The organism is Tenacibaculum finnmarkense genomovar ulcerans (assembly GCF_900239495.1).
Taxonomy (GTDB): domain Bacteria; phylum Bacteroidota; class Bacteroidia; order Flavobacteriales; family Flavobacteriaceae; genus Polaribacter; species Polaribacter ulcerans.
In genome coordinates this window covers 196343-217760 of sequence record NZ_OENE01000048.1, presented here as the reverse complement: position 1 = coordinate 217760, position 21418 = coordinate 196343, and the positions used below count along the sequence as shown (strand labels likewise).

Genomic DNA, 21418 nt, shown 5'->3' with positions numbered 1-21418 from the left:
TTGAGCTGTTAAATATATAATTAATAAAAAGAGTGAGAAAATATCTAAAGTAAAAAGCTCAAAATATAAGAATATTATATTTTGAGCTTCATGTTTTAAGCGTTGTAATTAATGGCTGTATTTTTTATTTACAGTAATTTTCAGGTGTCATAGCAGCTACCGATTTAATTGCTACTGTTTCTAAAACACTTTCATATTGTTCAGCAAAACCCTCTGTAGCTTTTCCAATGTTTTTTACAGTAAGTTCAGCCATTACAGGTGTATAAGGAGTTTTTTGGTTTCCTATTTCCTTATAATAAAGCGCTCTTAATTTATTACTTGGATCCGTAATCCAATAAGAATTTTCAGCGTCACAAGGTCTAAAAGAGGAAACTTCATGTCCAAAGGTAAGCAAACCTTTGGTTACTTTATTTGAAAAATCAATAGGGTTATTTGACGCTTTTTTTAACGTGTACATTTCAGCAAATTCAGAAGCTGTTTCTTGCCCGTCTTTATCTAATAAAGTCAATTTATTTTCTTTAACGGCATATAGTGTTGTTTGGTTTTCAGAAGCTTTTTCTGATTTTAAAATTACTTTACTACCATCTTTGGTAAATGAAAAAGTTCCTTTGCTATCAAAATAACCATTTTCAGTTCCTAAATATAAATCTGATTTTTCAAATGTTTTATCGTTGTTTAGTTTTACCGTAGTCAAAATTCCAGGGCAACTAGCACAGGGTAAAAAACTACGATATGTACCATTCCAATCTAAAGAAATTTCAGCGGTATGATTATCAACAATTTTTACATCTTCTTTTACATCTTCTTTTATGATGTTTTCAGGATTATTTTTATGCTCGTTGTTTTTGCATCCAAATAAAGCAATTGCAATTGATAAAGCTAAAATGTGTATTTTTTTCATAATTAATATGCGGTTAAAATTTTTTACTAAGGTTGTTGTTTTTCGAAGGCAATTATCGTGCCGTAAATTACTTTTAAAATCAGTCTTTAATCCTGTTTTTGCGCTTTTATAAAATCAGTAATTAAATAACTAATAAATTTACCAACCTGATTGACCGCCGAAGGATCTTGCATAACCGTAGGCGCTCCTTCGCAAATATGTATATAACTAGCATTGGTATTTTTAGCAAAATAATATACAAATTTACGTGTTTGCTGAGGTGAAAAACCACTAGGAGTCATAGCGCTACTAGGAAAACTTTGAATACAATCTAAATCTATTTCAATACCAAAAGGTTTATTTTGAATAAAATTTTCAGCACGTAATAGCTCATTTTCAAAAGGAATCGACTTATAAACTTCTAATTCCTCGTAGGTATTATAGTCAATATTAACATTGCTATGAATGTAGTCAAAAATATATTGTGGGGTGTAATTTTCATGCAAGCCAAACATAAAGTAATTCTCTAAATATTTATGTTCAATTGCATAAGAAAACCCGTTACCGCTATGGCGTTCTTCTAATTTTCGCAAGTCGGTATGTGCATCTAAATTGATCACATTAATCGGCTGTTTTTTAGCTTCGGATAATCCTTTTAAATTCCCGTAAGAATTGTTATGTCCGCCACCAATTATAATTGGAATTTTATTAGCTTTAACGATTTTTTTAACAAGTTCAGATACTTCTTTATCAATCGCTTTAACTAGTAAATTACCTTTTTCTCTATCAGAAGCATTAAAAGTTGAAACGTCGTTTAAAAAATCTAAATAACCTAAAACAAGAATATCTTTTCCGCTGATAAATTGATTTTCTTGGATGTTTAAAAACGATTTTAAAGCAGGAATAAAAGCGGTATGAGCGCCGCCGTTTCCGTAATTCATTTTCACGCCAATATCTTCAGGAACGCCAATAATTACAAAATTAGCGGAACAATTTTCAAGTTCATCTAAAGAAGAAATAGTTTGTACACATTGCCCAATTTTTGTTTCACCTTCTCGTGGATTTACAAAAGTATCAGTATCATTTTGATTGAATATTTTAAGCATTATTTTAAGTTTTTTTTCTAGGAATGTTGTTAGAAGTGAAGGAATCTGATTTTAAGTACTGAATTTAGTCAATAAATGACATAAAAAATCCTCGTATATTTTTGTAAATATACGAGGATTAGTAATGGATTTTAGACGGTATTGTCATTTCGTTATTTTTACATTTGAAGATTTAAATTCAGTTTTGCTCCTAAAGCGTTAAAAATTCGCATAACAGTTTCAAAAGTCACATTTCCAGTGCTATTTTCAAGTCTAGATATTTGAGCTTTTTTAACACCAACTAATTTTCCTAATTGTTCTTGAGTTAGTTTTCGTTTTTTTCGAGCGGTTTTTATCATGTCGCCAATCAATTCGAGTTTTAATTCAAATTCATATTCATCTCTTTCTTCTGTTCCTTTTTTTCCAATTAAAAGGTCTTCTGCTTGGTTTAAAGTGTAACTTTTCATTTCTTTTTATTTTTAAAATATGTTTTTCTAATATTGTCTGCTTTGTCGATTTCTTTCATATCCACTTTGCTAGTTTTCTTGATAATTCCGTGAGTTGCAAAAACTAAAGTTTCGGTTTTATTTTCTTTGTCCCAAAAAGCTAAAAGTCGATATTGTATTCCAGAATACAGTGTTCTAAATTCCCAAATTTCGTCAGTCAATTTTTTGAAAAACTTTGGATCAGATTGTTGTTCGGCTCTTCTTATATTATGGAATATTTTCTTTCTTGCTTTTAGGTTTTGTTTCTCTATAAACTCAAAAGCTTCTTCAAGTAACTTTGTTTCAAATCGTTTTATCATTATGGTTATAAAATCAAATATGATACAAATATATAAAAAGTTTCGTTAATTGTAAACTTAAGGATGGGTTTTTAATGTTTTCCAAACGATTTGTGTTTGGTTTGTGGCGTGTTTTAAGTATTGAATTTTAGATTTTTTTAGATGAGTTTTTTAATTTTTCATTATTGTTTAAAATATTCAATTGGATTTAAATAAAATATTTTTTTCCAACCTTGTTTTTCTGAATCAATTCTCCAAACGTATGGAATTATTGTCAAAATAGAGTAGTGCAAGTGTGGCGATTTTCCAGCTGCATTTCCACTTGTTCCAACTGTTCCGATTGTTGAATTTTTATTTACAAAAGAAAAACAGGGTGTTCTTAATTCATCCAGATGTGCATAATAATGAATTCTCCATTTAGGGCCAAGAACAACAATTACTTTTCCTCCAACATTTATTTCGCCAGTATATAATACCAATCCAGAAGTAGCTGAATTAATTTTAGTTCCTTTTTTAGCAAAAATATCCACCCCTTTGTGAGTAACTGATTTTCCCCAAGGATAAAACCAAAATGATTTGGAATTGTAGTCATATTTCGTTGCACCTTTTACAGGCATATTCAAATTTTGAGGAATTAAAAACCCGATAATTGAAACTGTAAGAACCCCCAATAAAACTTTTTTCCTTTTTTTCAATTTCCTTCAATTTTAATGATAACCAATATTTTATATATAGTTTTTTATGTTTTTAAAACACTAAATTTACTAATAACTTGCTAATTGCATGTAGTATTGGGCATGGTTTTTTTCTTTATCCATTCTAAAATTTCTCTTTCATTTATTATTGACCAAGAATGTGGATTTCTTTTTCCGTTTTTTCGGTAACCTCTATTTTTAGATGCTATATATGATGTTTTAAATCCATTTTTTTTTAATTCGTTATGTAAATTTTTTAATTGAAAACTATTTGTTTGCTCAAAACCTCTGTTATAAACAGTTCTATTAAATTCGAAGGCTGGTTCTGTATAAAATACCAATTCGGTTTCTTTAAATTTTACATTTTCAATATATTTTAAAGTATCTAAATATGGTGAAAATATTTTATATTCCTCTAAATTTTCGTTGGGTTTTCCTATTTTTTGATTTAAATAATTTAAAAGGAAAGTAGATTCATTTACAAGAATAGAATTATTTTGCTCAACTTTCTGTTCACAGTTTTTATATAATTGTATTAAATCTACAGGAGAATCCACAACAAAAATTCCTTTTGGACTAAATTCCCCATTTTTATAAAAAGTCAGGTGTTTCCCTAATTGTAAGGCAAGATTTCCACCCGCAGAAAATCCACCAATATAAATGTCGTTTCCGTTGATGTTATTTTCGCTTATTATTTTCCAAACAAGTTTTGTGGTTTTTTCTTTTTCTAATTTATTCAGGAATAAATTTCTATTTATGTTAATAATTAAGACGGAAATGTTTTTATCTAAAACACTTTTAATTAAATTCGATTCGCTTTTAACTGTTTGATTATTTCCTCCAAAACCTGGAAATAGAATTAATAATTCTTTATGATTTCTTGGAACTATTAATTCATAAGATTCAGAATTAATAGTTAGCTCTTCTTTAGTGTAAGTTCTACAACTAAATAAAAATAAAATTGTTAATATGTATATGATTTTTTCCAAATTAGGCACAACGGCTTAAATATATGTACTATTAATTATCCCATAAACTATAAGCAAACAAAACAATCTAAATCATTTTCCCATTAATAAAAACGCTATCAATTAATACAGAACCAAAATTATAAGGAATTGCACCATAACTTAAAATTTCTTTTGTAATGATAAAATTAGCCTTTTTCCCAATGGTAATACTTCCAACTTCTTCGGATAAATCCATAGCGTAAGCACCGTTAATAGTTGCTGCATTAATCGCTTCTTCAGGAGTCATTTTCATTTTAATACAAGCAGTTGCAACCACAAAGTTCATGTTTCCCGAAGGCGTAGAACCAGGGTTAAAATCGGTTGCTAAGGCTAAAGGCAATCCAGCTTCAATAATTTTACGAGCAGGCGTATAAGGAATACTTAAAAAATACGAGCAAGAAGGCAGGGCAACAGGCATGGTATTGGTATTTTTCAAAGCATTAATATCATCTGAATTCATAATTTCTAAATGATCTACCGATAAGGCATCGTGTTTTACACTTACTTGAACACCGCCAATAGTTGTAAATTGATTTACGTGTACTTTAGCTCTTAAACCGTGTTTTTTACCCGCTTCTAAAATTCGGTCGGTATCTTCTACTGAAAAATAGCCAGTTTCACAGAAAGCATCAATAAAATTAGCTAAATTTTCTTCGGATATTTTAGGTAACATTTCATTGACAATTAAGTCGATATAACCGTCTTTATTATCTTTATATTCCTTAGGAAAAGCATGTGCACCCAAAAAAGTAGCTTTTATAGGAAGATTGTAATTTTCTTTTAGTTTTTTAATAACACGCAACATTTTTAATTCGGCATCAACGGTTAAACCATAGCCCGATTTAATTTCAACAGCACCCGTACCAAGCTTCATAACCTCCTCTAAACGAACTGCCGATTGAGCGTATAAATCCTCTTCAGAAGTTTGTTGTAATTTTTTAGCAGAATTTAAAATTCCACCGCCATTATTCGCAATTTCTTCATAAGTTAAGCCGTTAATTCTATCTACAAATTCTTGTTCTCGATTTCCTGCATAGACAATATGTGTGTGTGAATCGCACCAAGTTGGCAGTATCATTTTACCTGTACAATCAATTTTTTCATCAAAATTAATCCCTTTTAAATCGGCTGATTTTAACTTTTTCATTTCGCCAAAATCAATTATTTTATCATCTTTAATTAATAAAAAGGCATTTTTAATTGTTGGTAAAATAGCCATTGCTGCTCCTGAAACTTTTTTAACAGCAGCATCTCTAACTTGAATTAATTCTTTAATATTTATGAATAATGTGGTCATGTAATTGTTTTTTTTTGATAAATGAGCCGTAAAATGCGCTCATTTTTAAAATTTACTATAAAATAAATAAAAAACAAGAGGCTTAAAAACCCTTGTTGCATATATACCTAAATATAATGAGAATAATTAGGGGTTTATTATGAGTCTGTTTAAAAATTAAATAAACTGTCAGTTCGAGTGATTTTTTTCCTTCAAAAAAATTGTATCGAGAACTTTTTAGCATAAAATTCATCAACATAAAAGAATTCAAATTCTCGATACAATTTTAACTCCTTTTAGTCATTAAAATCACTCGAATTGACAAGAATTATCAAAAAAAAGCTAAAAACCGTGGCTAATCAGGATGTGAAACTGAACTAAATTCAGTTTGACGGATTCGATTTCTTATTTTTCTGTTACAAAACTTTTTTAGATGAAATTTAAACAGGCTCTATAAATTATAATACTGTAAACTTTCGATAATTAATTGATTTGTAACGGTGCAATTAATTTTAAAATCCCCAAAATCGTTTAAAAGGACGAAGTTAATTTCTCCGCCAATATTTTTCTTGTCGTGTTTCATCAATTCTAAAACAGGCGCAAAATCGGCTTCTAAAATAGCTGTTTTACCGTAAATAGCAAGAATTGTTTTTTTAACATCCGCTACTTTATCCGAAGGAAAACCTAAAACTTTAGCAGAAAGATAAGCTTCGCAAACCATACCGATAGCAATTGCTTCGCCATGTGTTAACGTATCTTTATGTGCGCTTTCTAAAAAATAAGATTCTATTCCATGTCCAATTGTATGCCCCCAATTTAAGGCTTTACGAACGCCGTGTTCTTTTGGATCTTCTAGAACAACTTCGTTTTTAATTTCAATAGAACGATGAATTAAATCAACAATATTTAATTTTGGATTGCTTTTAATTTCATTGTATAAATGAACATCATGCGTCATTCCGTATTTAATAATTTCGGCAGTTCCTGACCTAATTTCTCTAGGCGAAAGGGTTTGTAAATATTCAGGATCTAAAACCACCATTTGAGGATTGGCAAACAAACCAATCTGATTTTTTAAAACACCTAAATCAACACCCGTTTTTCCGCCAACCGAAGCATCTACCATACTTAATAAAGTGGTTGGAATGTTTACAAAATCAATTCCTCGTTTAAATGTTGAGGCTACAAAACCGCCTAAATCGGTAATAACGCCACCACCCAAAGTAATTAAAACACTTTTTCTGTCGGCACCTAATTCGGTCATAGCGCTCCAAACACCTGCACAGGTTTCTAGGTTTTTATGAATTTCACCAGCATCAATTTGAATGACTTCAATTTTTTTATCGGTTTCTAATAATTCGATAAAACGAGGATAACAATGTGTAATCGTGTTATCATCTACTACTATAAAAATAGTAGAATACTGCTTATTACGAATTAAATTGGCTAAGGATGTGTATCCTTTTTCGTTAAAATCAATAGGGTAGGTTACTGCTTGAATAGAAGTCATTTTTGTTTGAAAATTTAAAGCAAAAATAAATAGAAAAAATTAAAATATATCATACAGTAGATTTATATTTGTGTTTGAAATCAAAATAATAGGACTTCCTACAATGACACTTTTTAACAACACCGAAACTGCTTTTAAATTAAAGTCTGACTCAGAGTTAGAACGCGCATATTTTTTATTTAAAATGATACAAAATCAGCCAATGGTTCGTATTGGTACCGCTGTCACTAATTTTGCCTTAAAGGCGCACTTACCTGTTGAGGGTTTAATTCGTTCAACTGTTTTTGACCACTTTTGTGGTGGCGTAACAGAAGATGATTGCTTGCCTAACATAGAAAAAATGCACCAAAAAGGAAATGTGCACAGTATTTTAGACTACTCTGTTGAAGGGAAAGAAGATGAAGCGCAGTTTGACAACGCTTTAAAAATGACCTTAAAAACGATTGATTTTGCTGAAGAAAAAAAATCAATTCCGTACGCTGTTTTTAAACCAACAGGGTTTGGACGTTTTGCTTTATATCAAAAGTTAACAGAAAACCAAGCACATACTACTCCAGAAAAAGCAGAATGGGAAACCGTTGTTGCTCGTTTTCATACAGTTTGTAAAGCTGCAGTAAAAAAAGACGTTCCTTTATTAATTGACGCAGAAGAAAGTTGGATGCAAGATGCCGCCGATGATTTAATTGAAGAATTAATGGAAACGTATAATAAAGACAAAGCAATTGTTTTTAATACGCTACAAATGTATCGCCATGATCGTATGGATTATTTACGTGGTTTACATCAAAGAGCCCACCAAAAAGGATACCATATTGGTTTGAAAATAGTACGTGGTGCTTACATGGAAAAAGAACGTGAAAGAGCGGAAGAAAAAGGCTATAAATCGCCAATATGTAAAGACAAACAAGCTACTGATGACAACTATAACGAAGCAGTTCGTTTTATGATGGAGCACAAAAATATGGCTATTTTTGCAGGAACTCATAATGAAGAGAGTTCTTATTTATTGATGAATTTGGCAAAAGAATACAGTATAAAAGCAACGGATAATCGCATGTGGTTTGGGCAGTTATACGGTATGAGCGATCATATTAGTTTTAACTTATCTAAAGAAGGTTATAATGTAGCAAAGTATGTTCCTTTTGGCCCGGTACGTGACGTGATGCCTTATTTAATCCGTAGAGCCGAAGAAAATACTTCGGTAGCAGGGCAAACATCAAGAGAGCTTAATTTGATAAAAATAGAGCGAAAACGACGTAAGTTGTAAAGTTATTAATAGAATTAATTCCAAATATATTACCTAGTGCTTTTAGAGAATATGAGCAATATTTAGACAAAGAATAATAATTCATCGACTATTTACAGTATATTTATATATAAAACACTAGTTTTGCAACTTTAAAAAACGACCAAGAATGCAACCAATTAGAAATATTGCTATTATAGCCCACGTTGACCACGGTAAGACCACTTTGGTAGATAAAATTATAGATCAAGCAAAAATATTAGACGATCGTAAAGAACGTACTGATTTATTGTTAGATAATAACGATTTAGAACGTGAAAGAGGGATTACAATTCTTTCTAAAAACGTATCAGTAAACTATAAGAACACAAAAATCAACGTAATTGATACCCCTGGTCACGCCGATTTCGGAGGTGAAGTAGAGCGTGTATTAAAAATGGCTGATGGTGTTTTATTATTAGTTGATGCATTTGAAGGACCAATGCCACAAACTCGTTTTGTATTAGGTAAGGCCTTAGAATTAGGATTAACTCCTATTGTTGTAGTTAACAAAGTAGATAAAGAAAACTGTACTCCTGACATCGTACACGAAAAAGTTTTTGACTTAATGTTTGCTTTAGAAGCTACTGAAGAGCAATTAGATTTTACTACTATTTACGGTTCTGCAAAGAACAACTGGATGAGTACTGACTGGAAAAATGAAACTGATAACATCGTACCTTTATTAGATGCTGTATTAGAATCTATTCCTGCAACTAAGTATAACGAAGGAACACCACAAATGCAAATTACTTCTTTAGATTTTTCTTCTTTTACAGGAAGAATTGCTATTGGACGTATTTTCCGTGGAGATTTAGAAGCTGGTAAAGATTACATGTTATGTAAAGCTGACGGTACTACTAAAAAAGTAAGAATTAAAGAATTACACGTATTCGAAGGAATGGGTAAAGTTCAGGTAGATAAAGTTCCTTGTGGAGATATTTGTGCAATTACAGGTATTGATGGATTCGAAATTGGTGATACGATTGCTGATTTAGAAAACCCAGAAGCATTACCAAGAACAGAAATTGACCAACCTACTATGAGTATGTTGTTTACAATTAATAACTCTCCTTTCTTCGGAAAAGAAGGTAAATTTGTAACTTCTCGTCATATTCGTGACAGACTGTTTAAAGAATTAGAAAAGAATTTAGCTTTAAAAGTTGAAACTACTGATTCTGAAGATAAATTTAACGTTTTTGGACGTGGAGTATTACATTTATCTGTATTAATAGAAACAATGCGTCGTGAAGGATATGAATTACAAGTGGGAAGACCACAAGTAATTATCAAAATGATTGATGGTAAGAAACATGAGCCAATGGAAACATTGTCTATCGATGTACCAGAAGATGTTGCTTCAAAAGCGATTAACTTAGTATCTTTAAGAAAAGGAGATATGTTAGTTATGGAGCCAAAAGGAGATTTACAACATTTAGAATTTTCTATCCCTTCTCGTGGATTAATTGGTTTAAGAAACAAGATTTTAACAGCAACTGGAGGTGCAGCAATTATCAACCACAGATTTAGTGAATATGGTCCTTATAAAGGAGACTTTACTGAAGAAGTAAAAGGAGCTATCGTTTCTGCTGCAACTGGTAAAGCTACTGCTTATGCGTTAAACCGTTTACAAGATAGAGGTAAGTTTTTTATTGATGTAAATCAAGAAATTTATGTTGGACAGGTAATTGGTGAAAACAGTAAATCTGATGAGATGGCTGTAAACTTAATTAAAGGAAAGCAATTAACAAACATGCGTAAATCTGGTACAGATGATGCTATGAAAATTGCTCCGAAAATTGATTTTTCTTTAGAGGAAAACATGGAATACATTAAAGCTGATGAGTACTTAGAAGTTACTCCATTAAGTTTACGTATGCGTAAAATTAACTTTAAAGCATAATTTTAAAAATTATATTTTAAAATTTTTATATAAAAAACCACCTATTTTTAGGTGGTTTTTCGTTTTCGTGTTTTAAGAGTAATGTGATTACTTTTTATTATAAATAACTCTTTTTCTCTTTTTTGAATTTTAGTATAATCATAATTAGCCATTACAGGAAAATTAATAGACCATTCAAAAGGAATCACTTTTTCTCTTAAAGAAGCTTCTGAATCAAATATTCTAGCAAGATTTGCGTATAATTCAAATAAATTATCTTCTTTTAATTGTTCAGTTTCTAAGTCGGAACGTTTTAATAATTCAATATTTTCACAAGAATCAGTATCTAAAATGGTTTTTAAAATAGTTTTATCTGTTCCTCCTAATGAATGACCGATTACTAAAACATCATATCCATCTTTAAAAGTAGCTAATTGATTAAGTACTTTTCTGTAATTTTTGCTTTTTAAATAATCAAAAGTTTTAAAATATTTTAGAAAATTATTATTTTTACTAGCTTTCATTTGTTGATACATTTCGTCTGTATCATCTCCGTAACCAAAAATAATATCTTCGGATAAACTATTGTGAATGTGTATGTTATTTCTGCCTAAAGAAGAGTTTGTATAGTTTTCTATTGTATTTGTATAATTAAAATTAATGAAAGAGACATTTTTTCTGTCTATAAAATGATTTTCAAAAGAATTACTTACAGAAGTATTACGTGTTGGTTTTATTTTATCTTTTAAATATTTTTTTAAAGCTTCTTTTATTTCTTGGAAATCAAGATTTAAAGCATCAATTCTTTCTACAAAAAGAGGCTGATCTTCATCATTGTATTTATCATGGAATATATTTAAAAGCTCATCGTAATATGCTTGTTCAATATCGAACCAGTTTTCAAAGGAATTTGAATATAGTTTCGCTAAAAAGGAATTTGTTAATATATTTTGTAATAAATATAATTTATCATTAATACTTTTTTTAATTTCTTGGTTTTTTTTAGTTATTAATATTTTAATAAAAATCTGTAATTCAGTGTCTTTTTTATCTTTTATTAAATTTATTGATAGCTTTTTTTGAAAACTCTCCATACTTGGATTTTCTTTTAAAAAGGTAACCTCTTTTATTTTTTTCTTAAAATTATTGTTAATAATGGTAGATTTATCTATGTTTTTTGTAATTTCATTAAGAATAACTTCTTCTAAATAATAATTTGCAAAATCATTATAACTTGTTTTTAATCCGTGGGCTAAATCAAAGCCATTACCGATAATTACAATTAAATTTCTACTCTTTTCTTTCATAATTTTTTAAGTAAATATAATTAACAATTACCAACATTTTGTTTAATTTTAATTTTTCCTTGTGAGATAAAAAAAAAAGACAAATATTTGTAGTATCAAAATAAGAACATGAATTTTAATCAATTACATCATCATCATCATATTTGCACTCAAGCGAACTGAAGATGTATTGACTAAAAACAACACATATTTTAAACCCGTTTGAGTAAATCAAACGGGTTTTTTCATTTCTAAAAATAGAAGTTTACTACACCTTATACATTTACTCAAACTAATTAATCAACAAAATGAGTAAATTAAAAATTGCAATTCAGAAATCAGGAAGATTAAACGAAGATTCATTAAGTCTTTTAAAAAGTTGTGGTATTTCTATCGATAATGGAAAAGATCAGCTAAAAGCTTCTGCAAGTAACTTTCCTTTAGAAGTTTTTTATCTTCGAAATGGCGATATTCCACAGTATTTAAAAGATGGCGTTATTGATATTGCTATTATCGGTGAAAATTTATTAATCGAAAAAGGAGGCGATATTGAGTTTATTGAAAAATTAGGATTTTCTAAATGTAAAGTGTCGTTGGCAATTCCAAAATCAGAGGAATATACAGGATTGTCTTATTTTCAAGATAAGAGAATTGCTACTTCATATCCAAAAACTGTTCAACGTTTTTTAGCTTCAAAAAATATTACTTCTCAATTACATATTATTAACGGTTCTGTTGAAATTGCTCCAAATATCGGCTTGGCAGACGGTATTTGTGATATTGTATCAAGCGGATCTACTTTATTTAAAAATAACTTAAAAGAAGTAGAAGTTATCTTAAAATCGGAAGCTGTTTTAGCGGTTTCTCCAAAATTAGAAGCATCCCAAAAAGAAATTTTAGACAAGTTACAATTCAGAATTCAATCGGTTTTAAAAGCAAGACGCTCAAAATATATTTTATTAAACGCTCCTAATGATAAACTAGAAAAAATCATCAATATTTTACCAGGAATGAGAAGCCCAACGGTATTGCCTTTATCAGAAAAAGGCTGGAGTTCGGTACATTCAGTTTTAGATAAAAATGAATTTTGGGAGGTTATAGACGAACTTAAAAAGAATGGAGCAGAAGGTATTTTAGTATGCCCGATTGAAAAAATGGTTGTTTAAAAAGGGGTGTTTAATAAAAATTCAAGAAGAGATAACATGAAAATTATAAAATATCCAGCAAAAAAAGATTGGGCATCGTTGTGTAAAAGAGCGATTTTAAATCAAAATAATTTACAAGAAACGGTTCAAACTGTTTTAAATGATGTCAAAATCAATCAAAATAAAGCCTTAACAAAATATGCAAAATTATTTGATAAAGTTTCTTTAACATCTTTTGAAATAAATCAACAAGAAATTGAAGAAGCTGATAAATTAGTCAGTTCAGCGTTAAAAGAAGCAATTCAATTAGCAAAAAGTAATATTGAAATTTTTCATACTTCTCAAAAAGAAGAAGAAAAGAAAGTAATAACCACCAAAGGTGTTACTTGTTGGCGTAAAAGTGTGGCTATTGAAAAAGTTGGTTTGTATATTCCTGGAGGTTCTGCGCCGTTATTTTCAACAATTTTGATGCTCGCCATTCCTGCAAAAATAGCAGGTTGTAAAGAAATCGTATTGTGTACGCCTCCAAATAAAGAAGGAAAAGTGCATCCTGCAATTTTATATACGGCTCAATTAGTTGGCGTTACCAAAATTTTTAAAGTTGGCGGGGCTCAGGCAATCGGAGCAATGGCGTATGGTACAGAAACAATTCCTAGTGTGTATAAAATTTTAGGGCCGGGAAATCAGTATGTAACCAAGGCGAAAGAATTAGTGCAACAACAAGGAATTGCCATTGATATGCCCGCAGGACCAAGTGAAGTTTTAGTAATTGCAGACCAAACTTCAAACGCTAAATTTGTGGCTTCTGATTTATTATCGCAAGCCGAACACGGAGCGGATAGTCAAACGGTTTTACTAACAACTTCAACAGAAATTGCTCAAAATATACTTATTGAAGTAAACACACAATTAAAAGAATTATCTCGAAGAGAAATTGCCGAAAAAGCACTCGAAAATAGCTTTGTCATCATTTTAAATTCTTCCGATGAAATGATTTCTTTTAGTAATGAATATGCGCCTGAACATTTAATTATAGCTTCTGAAAATGCATCAACATATATTGATAAAATTAGCAATGCAGGTTCGGTTTTTTTAGGAAATTATAGCTGTGAAAGTGCAGGAGATTATGCTAGTGGAACAAATCATACGTTACCAACAAACGGATATGCAAAAAATTATAGCGGTGTTTCTTTAGATAGTTTTATCAAAAAAATTACGTTTCAACAAGTAACAAAACAAGGAATAGCTACTATCGGAAAAGCAATAGAATTAATGGCAGAAGCCGAAGGTTTACAAGCACACAAAAATGCTGTTACTTTACGATTAAAAGATATTGAGAGAAATTAAAATAAGAAAATAAGATGTTTAATTTAGATAAAATAGTTCGCCAAAATATAAAGAAATTAAAAGCATACTCATCAGCAAGAGATGAATTTAAAGGAATTGCAGAAGTGTATTTAGATGCAAATGAAAATCCTTTTGGCGATTTAAATAGATATCCAGACCCAAAGCAAACAAAAATTAAAAAACGATTATCAGAGATTAAAAAAGTTGCTGAAAATCAAATTTTTATAGGAAATGGTAGTGATGAAGTAATTGATTTAGCCTTCAGGATTTTCTGTGAACCATCAAAAGATAAAGCCTTAACATTTTCGCCTACGTATGGAATGTACGATGTTTCTGCAGGTATTAATGATGTTGAGTTGATTAAACAACTTTTGGTAAATGATTTTCAAATAAGTTTGAACCAATTAGAACCATATTTAGATATGGAGGATGTGAAAATTATATTTATTTGTTCGCCAAATAATCCAACAGGTAACTGTTTTGATGATGAAACGATTGAATATATATTAGAAAATTTTAATGGAGTAGTACTAATTGATGAAGCTTATATTGATTTTAGCTCAAGAGCTTCTTATAGTACTAAATTAGAGAAATATCCAAATTTAATTGTCAGTCAAACTTTCAGTAAAGCTTGGGGATTGGCAGGAGTAAGAGTAGGTGCAGCATACGCAAATCGGCAGGTTATCGATTTGTATAATAAAGTAAAACCACCGTATAATGTGAGTGCTTTAAATCAAGAAGCTGTAATAGCATCTTTAGATAATTTAGCTCAGTTTGAAATCAATAAAAATAATATTATCAACGAAAAAGAAACGTTGATAAATGAATTGAAAAAGATTGATTTTGTAAAAAAAATATATCCAACTGAAGCTAATTTTATTTTAATCGAAGTAACAAATGCAGATTTAATTTATAATAAATTAGTTTCTGAAAAAATAATTATCAGAAATAGAACAACATTAATTGATAATTGTTTGCGAATTACCGTAGGAAAATCCGAAGAAAATCGAAAACTAATAAAAACATTAGCAAACCTCACAGGTTTTTAAAACCTGTAAGGTTTCTTATCAGAATAGAAGAAAAAACATGAAAAAAGTATTATTTATAGATAGAGACGGAACTTTAATTAAAGAACCAGCAGACCAGCAAACAGATTCATTCGAGAAATTAGAATTTTATCCGAAGGTATTTCAAGGATTAAGTAAAATAGCCAAAGAATTAGATTTCGAATTAGTTTTAGTTACAAATCAAGATGGATTAGGAACAGAAGTATATCCAGAAAATACTTTTTGGCCAGTACATAACTTTGTTATGAGAACTTTAAAAGAAGAAGGAATTGTTTTTTCAGAAGAAATTATTGATATCACTTTTGCAAAAGACAATCAGCCAACAAGAAAACCAAACACAGGTTTGTTAACTAAGTTTTTTTCTGAAGAATATGACTTGTCAAACTCATTTGTTATTGGAGATCGTTTAACAGATGTTGAATTAGCTAAAAATTTAGGAGCAAAAGGGATTTATATCAATGATGAAACTTTTTTAGGTACTGATGAAATTACCGTTAAAAGAAGTGAATTAGATGATTTTATCGCTCTAGAAAGTAGCGATTGGAATGCTATTTATGAGTTTTTAAAATTAGAAGAAAGAACTTCTGAAATTGTTAGAAATACCAATGAAACTAAGATTGATATTAAATTAAATCTTGATGGAACAGGTAAAAGTAACATTAGTACAGGAATTGATTTTTTCGATCATATGTTAGATCAAATTGCACGTCATGGGCAAATGGATTTAGATATTCAAGTTAAAGGAGATTTAGAAGTTGATGAACACCATACTATTGAAGATACTGCAATTGCGTTAGGGGAAGTTTTTAATACTGCTTTAGGTAACAAATTAGGAATAGAACGTTACGGATTTTGTTTACCAATGGATGATTGTTTAGCACAAGTAGCTATTGATTTTGGTGGTAGAAATTGGTTAGTTTGGGAAGCTGATTTTAAAAGAGAAATGATTGGTAAAATGCCAACAGAAATGTTTTTTCACTTTTTTAAATCGTTTACTGACGGTGCAAAATGTAATTTAAATATAAAGGCCGAAGGTGATAATGAACATCATAAAATAGAAGCCATTTTTAAAACATTTGCCAAAGCAATAAAAGTAGCTGTAAAAAGAGACAGTAGTAAAATGATTTTACCATCAACAAAAGGAATGCTATAATTCATAATTAATATGATTGCAATAATAAAATATAACGCCGGTAATATACGATCGGTTCAAAATGCGATTACTCGTTTAGGGTATGATAGCATTATAACCGATAATCCTTCGGAAATTTTAAAGGCTGATAAAGTAATTTTTCCTGGTGTTGGTGAAGCTAGTTCAGCAATGGCATATTTAAAAGAGCGTAAATTAGACGAGCTTTTAGTATCGTTAAAACAACCTGTATTAGGTATTTGTTTAGGGTTACAGTTAATGGGAGCTTCATCAGAAGAAGGAAATACCACTTGTTTAGGAATTTTTAATACGGTAACAAAACAATTTCCTCCTTTAAAAAAAGTTCCGCATATGGGATGGAATAGTTTTTCAGAAATAAAATCATCAAAAATAATAGAAAACTTAACTATTACTGATGATGTTTATTACGTACACGGTTTTTATGCAGAAGTTTGTGAAAACACTATAGCAACCTGTAATTATATACAGCCTTTTAGTTCAATAATGCAAAAAGATAATTTTTATGCAATGCAATTTCACCCAGAAAAATCAGCAAGTGTGGGTGAAAAATTATTGAAAAATTTTTTAGAATTATAAAATAGTAAAGATGAGAATTATACCAGCTATAGATATTATTGAAGGAAAATGTGTACGCTTAACTAAAGGTGATTACGCAACCAAAAAAGTATATAACGAAAACCCTATTGAAGTAGCAAAGGAGTTTGAAGACAACGGAATAGAATATTTACATTTAGTTGATTTAGACGGAGCAAAATCACAACATATTGTAAATTATAAGATTTTAGAACAAATAGCAGCCAAAACAAATTTAAAAATAGATTTTGGTGGAGGTTTAAAATCTGATGAAGATTTACGTATTGCTTTTGATAACGGAGCAAATCAAATAACTGGAGGTAGTATTGCAGTTAAAAATCCTGATGTTTTTACAGGATGGATAAATAAGTATGGAGGTGATAAAATTATTTTAGGTGCCGATTGTATCAACAGAAAAATAGCAACTCACGGATGGTTAGAAACATCAGAAGTTGATGTTGTTGATTTTATCAAACAATACGAAGAAATAGGTGTAAAAAATACTATTTGTACAGATGTTGCTAAAGATGGAATGTTACAAGGAGCATCAGTTGATTTGTATAAAGAAATTTTAAGTAAAAGTGATGTAAATTTAATTGCTAGTGGAGGTGTTGCTAGTATTGATGATTTAATTCAGTTAAAAGAAATAGGTTGCGAAGGTACTATTTTAGGAAAAGCAATTTATGAGGGGTATGTAACTTTAAAAGAATTACAAAAGTTATGTTAAAAAAAAGAATAATACCTTGTTTAGATATTAAAAACGGAAGAACTGTAAAAGGTGTTAATTTTGTTGATATTAAAGATGCTGGAGATCCGATTGAATTAGCAAAACAATATGTAAAAGATGGCGCTGATGAGTTAGTATTTTTAGATATTACAGCTACTTTAGAAAATCGAAAAACATTAGTTGATTTAGTTGAGCAAATAGCACAAGAAATAAACATACCATTTACAGTTGGAGGAGGAATTAGTACTGTTGAAGATGCATCGAAATTAATTCAAGCAGGAGCTGATAAGGTGAGTATTAACTCATCGGCAGTAAAAAATCCGCAGTTAATTACTGATTTAAAAAACAGATTCGGTAGTCAGTTTGTAGTAGTTGCTATTGATACTAAACATGTAAATGATACATGGAAAGTATTTACTAAAGGAGGTACTCATGAAACCGAATTAGAAACCGTATCGTGGGTTAAAGAAGTTGAAAAATTAGGCGCAGGCGAAATTTTATTAACTTCAATGAATAGTGATGGAACTAAGGCAGGTTTCGCCTTAGATATTACAAATTCGGTTAGTAAAGCAGTAAATATTCCTGTAATTGCTTCAGGAGGCGCAGGGAAAGAAGTACATTTTAAAGATGTATTTACAAAAACTCAAGCAAGTGCAGGACTGGCCGCAAGTATTTTTCACTTCGCAGAAATACCGATTCCAAAATTAAAAAAATATTTAAAAGAACAAAATATAGCAGTAAGATGAATATAGAATTGAATATAGATTTTACAAAATCAGACGGATTAGTGCCTGTAATAATTCAGAATGATACCACATTACAAGTGTTAATGTTAGGGTATATGAACGAAGAAGCGTTCTTAAAAACAAAAGACACAAATAAAGTTACTTTTTTTAGCAGGAGCAAAAACAGGTTGTGGACAAAAGGAGAGGAGTCTGGTAATTTTTTATCCGTAAAAGATATTCAAATCGATTGCGATAACGACACTATTTTAATAAAAGCAATACCAGCAGGACCAACTTGTCATAAAGGAACGACTTCTTGCTTTGCAGATGAAACTCCAAAAGGTTTTTTATATGAATTAGAGCGTATTGTTTCTGATAGAATTGATACAGATCATCCAACATCTTACACCAATAAATTGTATAAAAGAGGGATTAATAAAGTGGCTCAAAAAGTTGGTGAAGAAGCTGTAGAGCTTGTTATTGAAGCAAAAGATAATGATGCCAATTTATTTAAAAATGAAGCTGCCGACTTATTTTATCATATTGTAATTCTTTTAAAAGCAAAAGGTTTTACGTTAAGTGAAATTGAAGCAGTTTTAAAAGAAAGGAATTAAATGATTTATAGTATTTTTGCAAAATGAATGAATTTCAACAACTAAGAGATACTTTAAACGAAAGCGTTTTAAATAATAATTTTGTAAAATTAACTTTAAGCAAACCTATCAAAAAAAGTGATGGATTACCAAACGTATATGTTCGATTGGTAAAGATAAAAGGCGCAGAAATGTTCCAATTTACCTATCATTATAATACCAATGATAAGGTTCAAAATTATACAATTTCTGAAGCTATTACCGAAATAGAAATTCTATTGATGGATAACTTTAGAGCGGCAACTTTGTTTACCTTAACCAAAGATTTATTGATATTTATCTCTAAAAGAAAATTAGTTTCTTACCGAGAAAATATGGCGAGTTTCAAAAATAAATTACCTGAAACCCACGATAAACCAAAAGAACGCTTAGCCGAAGCAGGGAGTTATTTGCATCATTTAGGAATTACAGATAAACAAGGAAAGGTAATTCATAAAATGGCTGATAAATACCGTCAAATCAATAAATATTTAGAAATTATTGAAGGCTTATTAAAATCTACACGATTACCAAAACATATTAATATTGTTGATATGGGATCGGGTAAAGGCTATTTAACCTTTGCTTTGTACGATTATTTGGTAAATCAAAAAAAGTACAGCGCAACTGTTACAGGTATTGAATTGCGTAAAGAATTGGTCGATTATTGTAATGATGTTGCCGAAAAATCAGCCTTTACAAAATTATCGTTTGTAGCACAGCCAATTCAAGAATACGACAACAATAAAATTGATATTTTAATCGCTTTGCATGCCTGCGATACCGCTACTGACGATGCTATTTATAAAGGATTATCGGCAAAAGCAGAACTGATTATTTGTGCACCTTGTTGTCATAAACAAATCCGTCAGCAAGTAAAAGGAAAAGAGCAAGAAAGCCCGTTATTAAAATACGGAATTTTTAAAGAACGTCAGTTTGAAATGGTTACCGATACCATTCGTGCGTTAATTTTAGAAAAAAGTAATTATAATACCAAAGTATTCGAATTTATAAGCAACGAACATACGCGTAAAAACGTAATGTTAGTGGCAAGCAAATCGATAAAAAAGAACGATATTTCTAAAATTGATGCTAAAATAGCAGGTTTAAAAGATGCCTATGCTATTGAAAGTCATTATTTAGAAACACTTGTTTAATCGTATTTATTTTTGATGTTTTATAGATGAAAAACCACCATTATTGGTGGTTTTTTTAGGTTTTAAATAAGGCTGTATTTTTAAAATTAGCACAAATTCTTAGCCCCGATTGACGCTTTGTTTGAGCTCCTTTTTGTTTTTTTCTTTTAAAAAAATAAAAAGAGCGAGTGCGGAAAGCGGGAAATAGCTCCTAAAAAATCAAAAAATATTGTAGTACATTTACGTTTTAAAACCCCAGCATGAAAAATTCAAAACTCTTAATTATAGCCGCATTTTTTTCAATATATATAATTTGGGGTTCTACCTATTTATTTAACAAAATTGCCGTTACCGAAATACCACCATTATTTTTAGCGTCGATACGTTTTTCAATTGCAGGCGTTTTAATTATGATGTTGGCTAAAATCATGAAATTACCCTTAAAAATTAGTAGAAATCAGCTTGTAAATTCAGGAATTGCAGGGTTTTTATTTTTGGTGTATGGAAATGGTGTTTTTGTGTGGGCATTAAAATATGTCGATAGCGGTTTTGCAGCTTTATTAGCCTCGACACAGCCGTTATTTGTGCTATTTTTATTGCGTTTAATCGATGGAAAAAGATTGCAAAAAAAATCGATAATAGGTGTTTTACTAGGTTTAATAGGAATGTATTTATTGGTCAGTCAGCAAGAAATAACTACTTCGGAAGGCAGTGTTTTAGGGATTTTTATGATTTTAACCTGCGTACTAAGTTGGAGTTACGGAAGCGTATTTGTGTCAAAAGCCGATTTACCAAAAAATCATTTAGTAAGCACGGGTTATCAGATGTTATTAGCAGGTTTTATGTTGGCAATAGCAAGTTTAGTTTTTAAAGAAACTTGGATTTCGCCATTAAATTGGTCGTCAAAAACCCAAGGAGCTATGTTTTTTCTAATCATTTTTGGCGGAATTGTGGCTTTTACGGCATTCAATTATTTATTAAAATCAGTTTCTCCCGAAAAAGTAGCAACATCGGCGTATGTAAACCCGATAATCGCCTTATTTTTAGGGTGGAGCTTGTTAAATGAACAACTAACAAGCCAATCAATCGTAGCGTCTGCGGTTTTATTATTGGGTGTTTATTTTATAAATTCAAGAAAAAAAGTAGTAAAAGTATTGCCTAAAAAAGGAAGTTTTTAAGTGTTGTTTGTAATTTATTTGTTT

Annotated in this window: 21 protein-coding genes; 12 read left to right on the top strand and 9 right to left on the bottom strand. The window is 30.1% G+C overall.

Annotated elements, in window-relative coordinates; all coding sequences use genetic code 11:
• Nucleotides 1-124 precede the first annotated feature (124 nt).
• From DPIF8902391_RS11365 to aroB, 8 genes are all read right to left on the bottom strand, one after another.
• Nucleotides 125-901, bottom strand: a complete 777-nt coding sequence (locus DPIF8902391_RS11365) for a copper resistance protein NlpE (RefSeq protein WP_172505894.1) — start codon at nt 899-901, stop codon at nt 125-127.
• Between the two features lie 86 nt (nt 902-987).
• Nucleotides 988-1986, bottom strand: a complete 999-nt coding sequence (locus DPIF8902391_RS11360) for a formimidoylglutamase (protein ID WP_172505893.1) — start codon at nt 1984-1986, stop codon at nt 988-990.
• A gap of 158 nt (nt 1987-2144) precedes the next feature.
• Nucleotides 2145-2432 (bottom strand): helix-turn-helix domain-containing protein, encoded by a 288-nt coding sequence (locus tag DPIF8902391_RS11355; RefSeq protein WP_172505892.1) that lies wholly within the window; start codon nt 2430-2432, stop codon nt 2145-2147.
• Nucleotides 2429-2770, bottom strand: a complete 342-nt coding sequence (locus DPIF8902391_RS11350; protein ID WP_172505891.1) for a type II toxin-antitoxin system RelE/ParE family toxin — start codon at nt 2768-2770, stop codon at nt 2429-2431. Before DPIF8902391_RS11350 ends, DPIF8902391_RS11355 begins: the two co-directional genes overlap by 4 nt.
• A gap of 161 nt (nt 2771-2931) precedes the next feature.
• Nucleotides 2932-3444, bottom strand: coding sequence for a M23 family metallopeptidase (locus tag DPIF8902391_RS11345; RefSeq protein ID WP_172505890.1), 513 nt, complete (start codon nt 3442-3444; stop codon nt 2932-2934).
• 80 nt (nt 3445-3524) lie between these two features.
• Complete coding sequence (locus DPIF8902391_RS11340; RefSeq protein ID WP_172505889.1) at nt 3525-4433, bottom strand: hypothetical protein; 909 nt, start codon at nt 4431-4433, stop codon at nt 3525-3527.
• 67 nt (nt 4434-4500) lie between these two features.
• Nucleotides 4501-5751 carry an imidazolonepropionase gene (gene hutI / locus DPIF8902391_RS11335; protein WP_172505888.1) on the bottom strand — a complete coding sequence of 417 codons (1251 nt, stop codon included), beginning with the start codon at nt 5749-5751 and terminating at the stop codon, nt 4501-4503.
• Nucleotides 5752-6181: 430 nt separating this feature from the next.
• The gene (gene aroB / locus DPIF8902391_RS11330; RefSeq protein WP_058885251.1) at nt 6182-7240 is read right to left on the bottom strand and encodes a 3-dehydroquinate synthase; all 1059 of its coding nucleotides are present in this window, start codon (nt 7238-7240) and stop codon (nt 6182-6184) included.
• Between the two features lie 103 nt (nt 7241-7343).
• On the opposite strand from aroB, the gene DPIF8902391_RS11325 reads away from it, so the two are divergent.
• Together DPIF8902391_RS11325 and typA are read left to right on the top strand one after the other, a co-directional pair.
• A complete protein-coding gene (locus tag DPIF8902391_RS11325; RefSeq protein WP_058885250.1) occupies nt 7344-8507 on the top strand; it encodes a proline dehydrogenase family protein in 1164 nt (387 codons plus the stop codon).
• Between the two features lie 148 nt (nt 8508-8655).
• A complete protein-coding gene (gene typA / locus DPIF8902391_RS11320) occupies nt 8656-10428 on the top strand; it encodes a translational GTPase TypA (protein ID WP_058885249.1) in 1773 nt (590 codons plus the stop codon).
• A gap of 47 nt (nt 10429-10475) precedes the next feature.
• Here the strand turns inward: typA and DPIF8902391_RS11315 are convergent, their stop codons facing one another.
• A complete protein-coding gene (locus DPIF8902391_RS11315; RefSeq protein ID WP_172505887.1) occupies nt 10476-11714 on the bottom strand; it encodes an AbiH family protein in 1239 nt (412 codons plus the stop codon).
• A 287-nt stretch (nt 11715-12001) separates the two neighbouring features.
• On the opposite strand from DPIF8902391_RS11315, the gene hisG reads away from it, so the two are divergent.
• From hisG to DPIF8902391_RS11265, 10 genes are all read left to right on the top strand, one after another.
• Complete coding sequence (hisG, locus tag DPIF8902391_RS11310; protein WP_172505886.1) at nt 12002-12859, top strand: ATP phosphoribosyltransferase; 858 nt, start codon at nt 12002-12004, stop codon at nt 12857-12859.
• A 36-nt stretch (nt 12860-12895) separates the two neighbouring features.
• Nucleotides 12896-14185, top strand: a complete 1290-nt coding sequence (gene hisD / locus DPIF8902391_RS11305; protein ID WP_172505885.1) for a histidinol dehydrogenase — start codon at nt 12896-12898, stop codon at nt 14183-14185.
• A 14-nt stretch (nt 14186-14199) separates the two neighbouring features.
• Nucleotides 14200-15234 (top strand): histidinol-phosphate transaminase, encoded by a 1035-nt coding sequence (hisC, locus tag DPIF8902391_RS11300; RefSeq protein ID WP_172505884.1) that lies wholly within the window; start codon nt 14200-14202, stop codon nt 15232-15234.
• Between the two features lie 37 nt (nt 15235-15271).
• Complete coding sequence (hisB, locus tag DPIF8902391_RS11295) at nt 15272-16405, top strand: bifunctional histidinol-phosphatase/imidazoleglycerol-phosphate dehydratase HisB (RefSeq protein ID WP_172505883.1); 1134 nt, start codon at nt 15272-15274, stop codon at nt 16403-16405.
• Nucleotides 16406-16417: 12 nt separating this feature from the next.
• Nucleotides 16418-16999 carry an imidazole glycerol phosphate synthase subunit HisH gene (hisH, locus tag DPIF8902391_RS11290; RefSeq protein ID WP_172505882.1) on the top strand — a complete coding sequence of 194 codons (582 nt, stop codon included), beginning with the start codon at nt 16418-16420 and terminating at the stop codon, nt 16997-16999.
• Nucleotides 17000-17009: 10 nt separating this feature from the next.
• Nucleotides 17010-17723, top strand: coding sequence for a 1-(5-phosphoribosyl)-5-[(5-phosphoribosylamino)methylideneamino]imidazole-4-carboxamide isomerase (gene hisA, locus DPIF8902391_RS11285; protein WP_172505881.1), 714 nt, complete (start codon nt 17010-17012; stop codon nt 17721-17723).
• Nucleotides 17717-18469: an imidazole glycerol phosphate synthase subunit HisF gene (gene hisF, locus DPIF8902391_RS11280; RefSeq protein ID WP_172505880.1), complete on the top strand. Its 753-nt coding sequence runs from the start codon at nt 17717-17719 to the stop codon at nt 18467-18469. The genes hisA and hisF overlap by 7 nt, the downstream gene beginning before the upstream one ends.
• A gap of 2 nt (nt 18470-18471) precedes the next feature.
• A complete protein-coding gene (gene hisIE / locus DPIF8902391_RS11275) occupies nt 18472-19062 on the top strand; it encodes a bifunctional phosphoribosyl-AMP cyclohydrolase/phosphoribosyl-ATP diphosphatase HisIE (RefSeq protein ID WP_244951354.1) in 591 nt (196 codons plus the stop codon).
• Between the two features lie 23 nt (nt 19063-19085).
• Nucleotides 19086-20237, top strand: coding sequence for a class I SAM-dependent methyltransferase (locus tag DPIF8902391_RS11270; protein ID WP_172505878.1), 1152 nt, complete (start codon nt 19086-19088; stop codon nt 20235-20237).
• 239 nt (nt 20238-20476) lie between these two features.
• On the top strand, nt 20477-21394 hold the full coding sequence (locus DPIF8902391_RS11265) for an EamA family transporter (protein WP_172505877.1): 918 nt from the start codon (nt 20477-20479) through the stop codon (nt 21392-21394).
• The last annotated feature ends 24 nt before the right edge of the window (nt 21395-21418 follow it).

Bases quoted from the DNA above. Each gene is read 5' to 3' on its own strand.
- hisC (WP_172505884.1), top strand. From the start codon at position 14,200: ATGTTTAATTTAGATAAAATAGTTCGCCAAAATATAAAGAAATTAAAA.
- DPIF8902391_RS11270 (WP_172505878.1), top strand. From the start codon at position 19,086: ATGAATGAATTTCAACAACTAAGAGATACTTTAAACGAAAGCGTTTTA.
- DPIF8902391_RS11325 (WP_058885250.1), top strand. From the start codon at position 7,344: ATGACACTTTTTAACAACACCGAAACTGCTTTTAAATTAAAGTCTGAC.
- DPIF8902391_RS11355 (WP_172505892.1), bottom strand. From the start codon at position 2,432: ATGAAAAGTTACACTTTAAACCAAGCAGAAGACCTTTTAATTGGAAAA.
- DPIF8902391_RS11315 (WP_172505887.1), bottom strand. From the start codon at position 11,714: ATGAAAGAAAAGAGTAGAAATTTAATTGTAATTATCGGTAATGGCTTT.
- hutI (WP_172505888.1), bottom strand. From the start codon at position 5,751: ATGACCACATTATTCATAAATATTAAAGAATTAATTCAAGTTAGAGAT.
- aroB (WP_058885251.1), bottom strand. From the start codon at position 7,240: ATGACTTCTATTCAAGCAGTAACCTACCCTATTGATTTTAACGAAAAA.
- DPIF8902391_RS11365 (WP_172505894.1), bottom strand. From the start codon at position 901: ATGAAAAAAATACACATTTTAGCTTTATCAATTGCAATTGCTTTATTT.
- hisA (WP_172505881.1), top strand. From the start codon at position 17,010: ATGAGAATTATACCAGCTATAGATATTATTGAAGGAAAATGTGTACGC.
- hisF (WP_172505880.1), top strand. From the start codon at position 17,717: ATGTTAAAAAAAAGAATAATACCTTGTTTAGATATTAAAAACGGAAGA.
- DPIF8902391_RS11360 (WP_172505893.1), bottom strand. From the start codon at position 1,986: ATGCTTAAAATATTCAATCAAAATGATACTGATACTTTTGTAAATCCA.
- hisH (WP_172505882.1), top strand. From the start codon at position 16,418: ATGATTGCAATAATAAAATATAACGCCGGTAATATACGATCGGTTCAA.
- typA (WP_058885249.1), top strand. From the start codon at position 8,656: ATGCAACCAATTAGAAATATTGCTATTATAGCCCACGTTGACCACGGT.
- hisG (WP_172505886.1), top strand. From the start codon at position 12,002: ATGAGTAAATTAAAAATTGCAATTCAGAAATCAGGAAGATTAAACGAA.
- hisB (WP_172505883.1), top strand. From the start codon at position 15,272: ATGAAAAAAGTATTATTTATAGATAGAGACGGAACTTTAATTAAAGAA.
- DPIF8902391_RS11265 (WP_172505877.1), top strand. From the start codon at position 20,477: ATGAAAAATTCAAAACTCTTAATTATAGCCGCATTTTTTTCAATATAT.
- DPIF8902391_RS11350 (WP_172505891.1), bottom strand. From the start codon at position 2,770: ATGATAAAACGATTTGAAACAAAGTTACTTGAAGAAGCTTTTGAGTTT.
- hisD (WP_172505885.1), top strand. From the start codon at position 12,896: ATGAAAATTATAAAATATCCAGCAAAAAAAGATTGGGCATCGTTGTGT.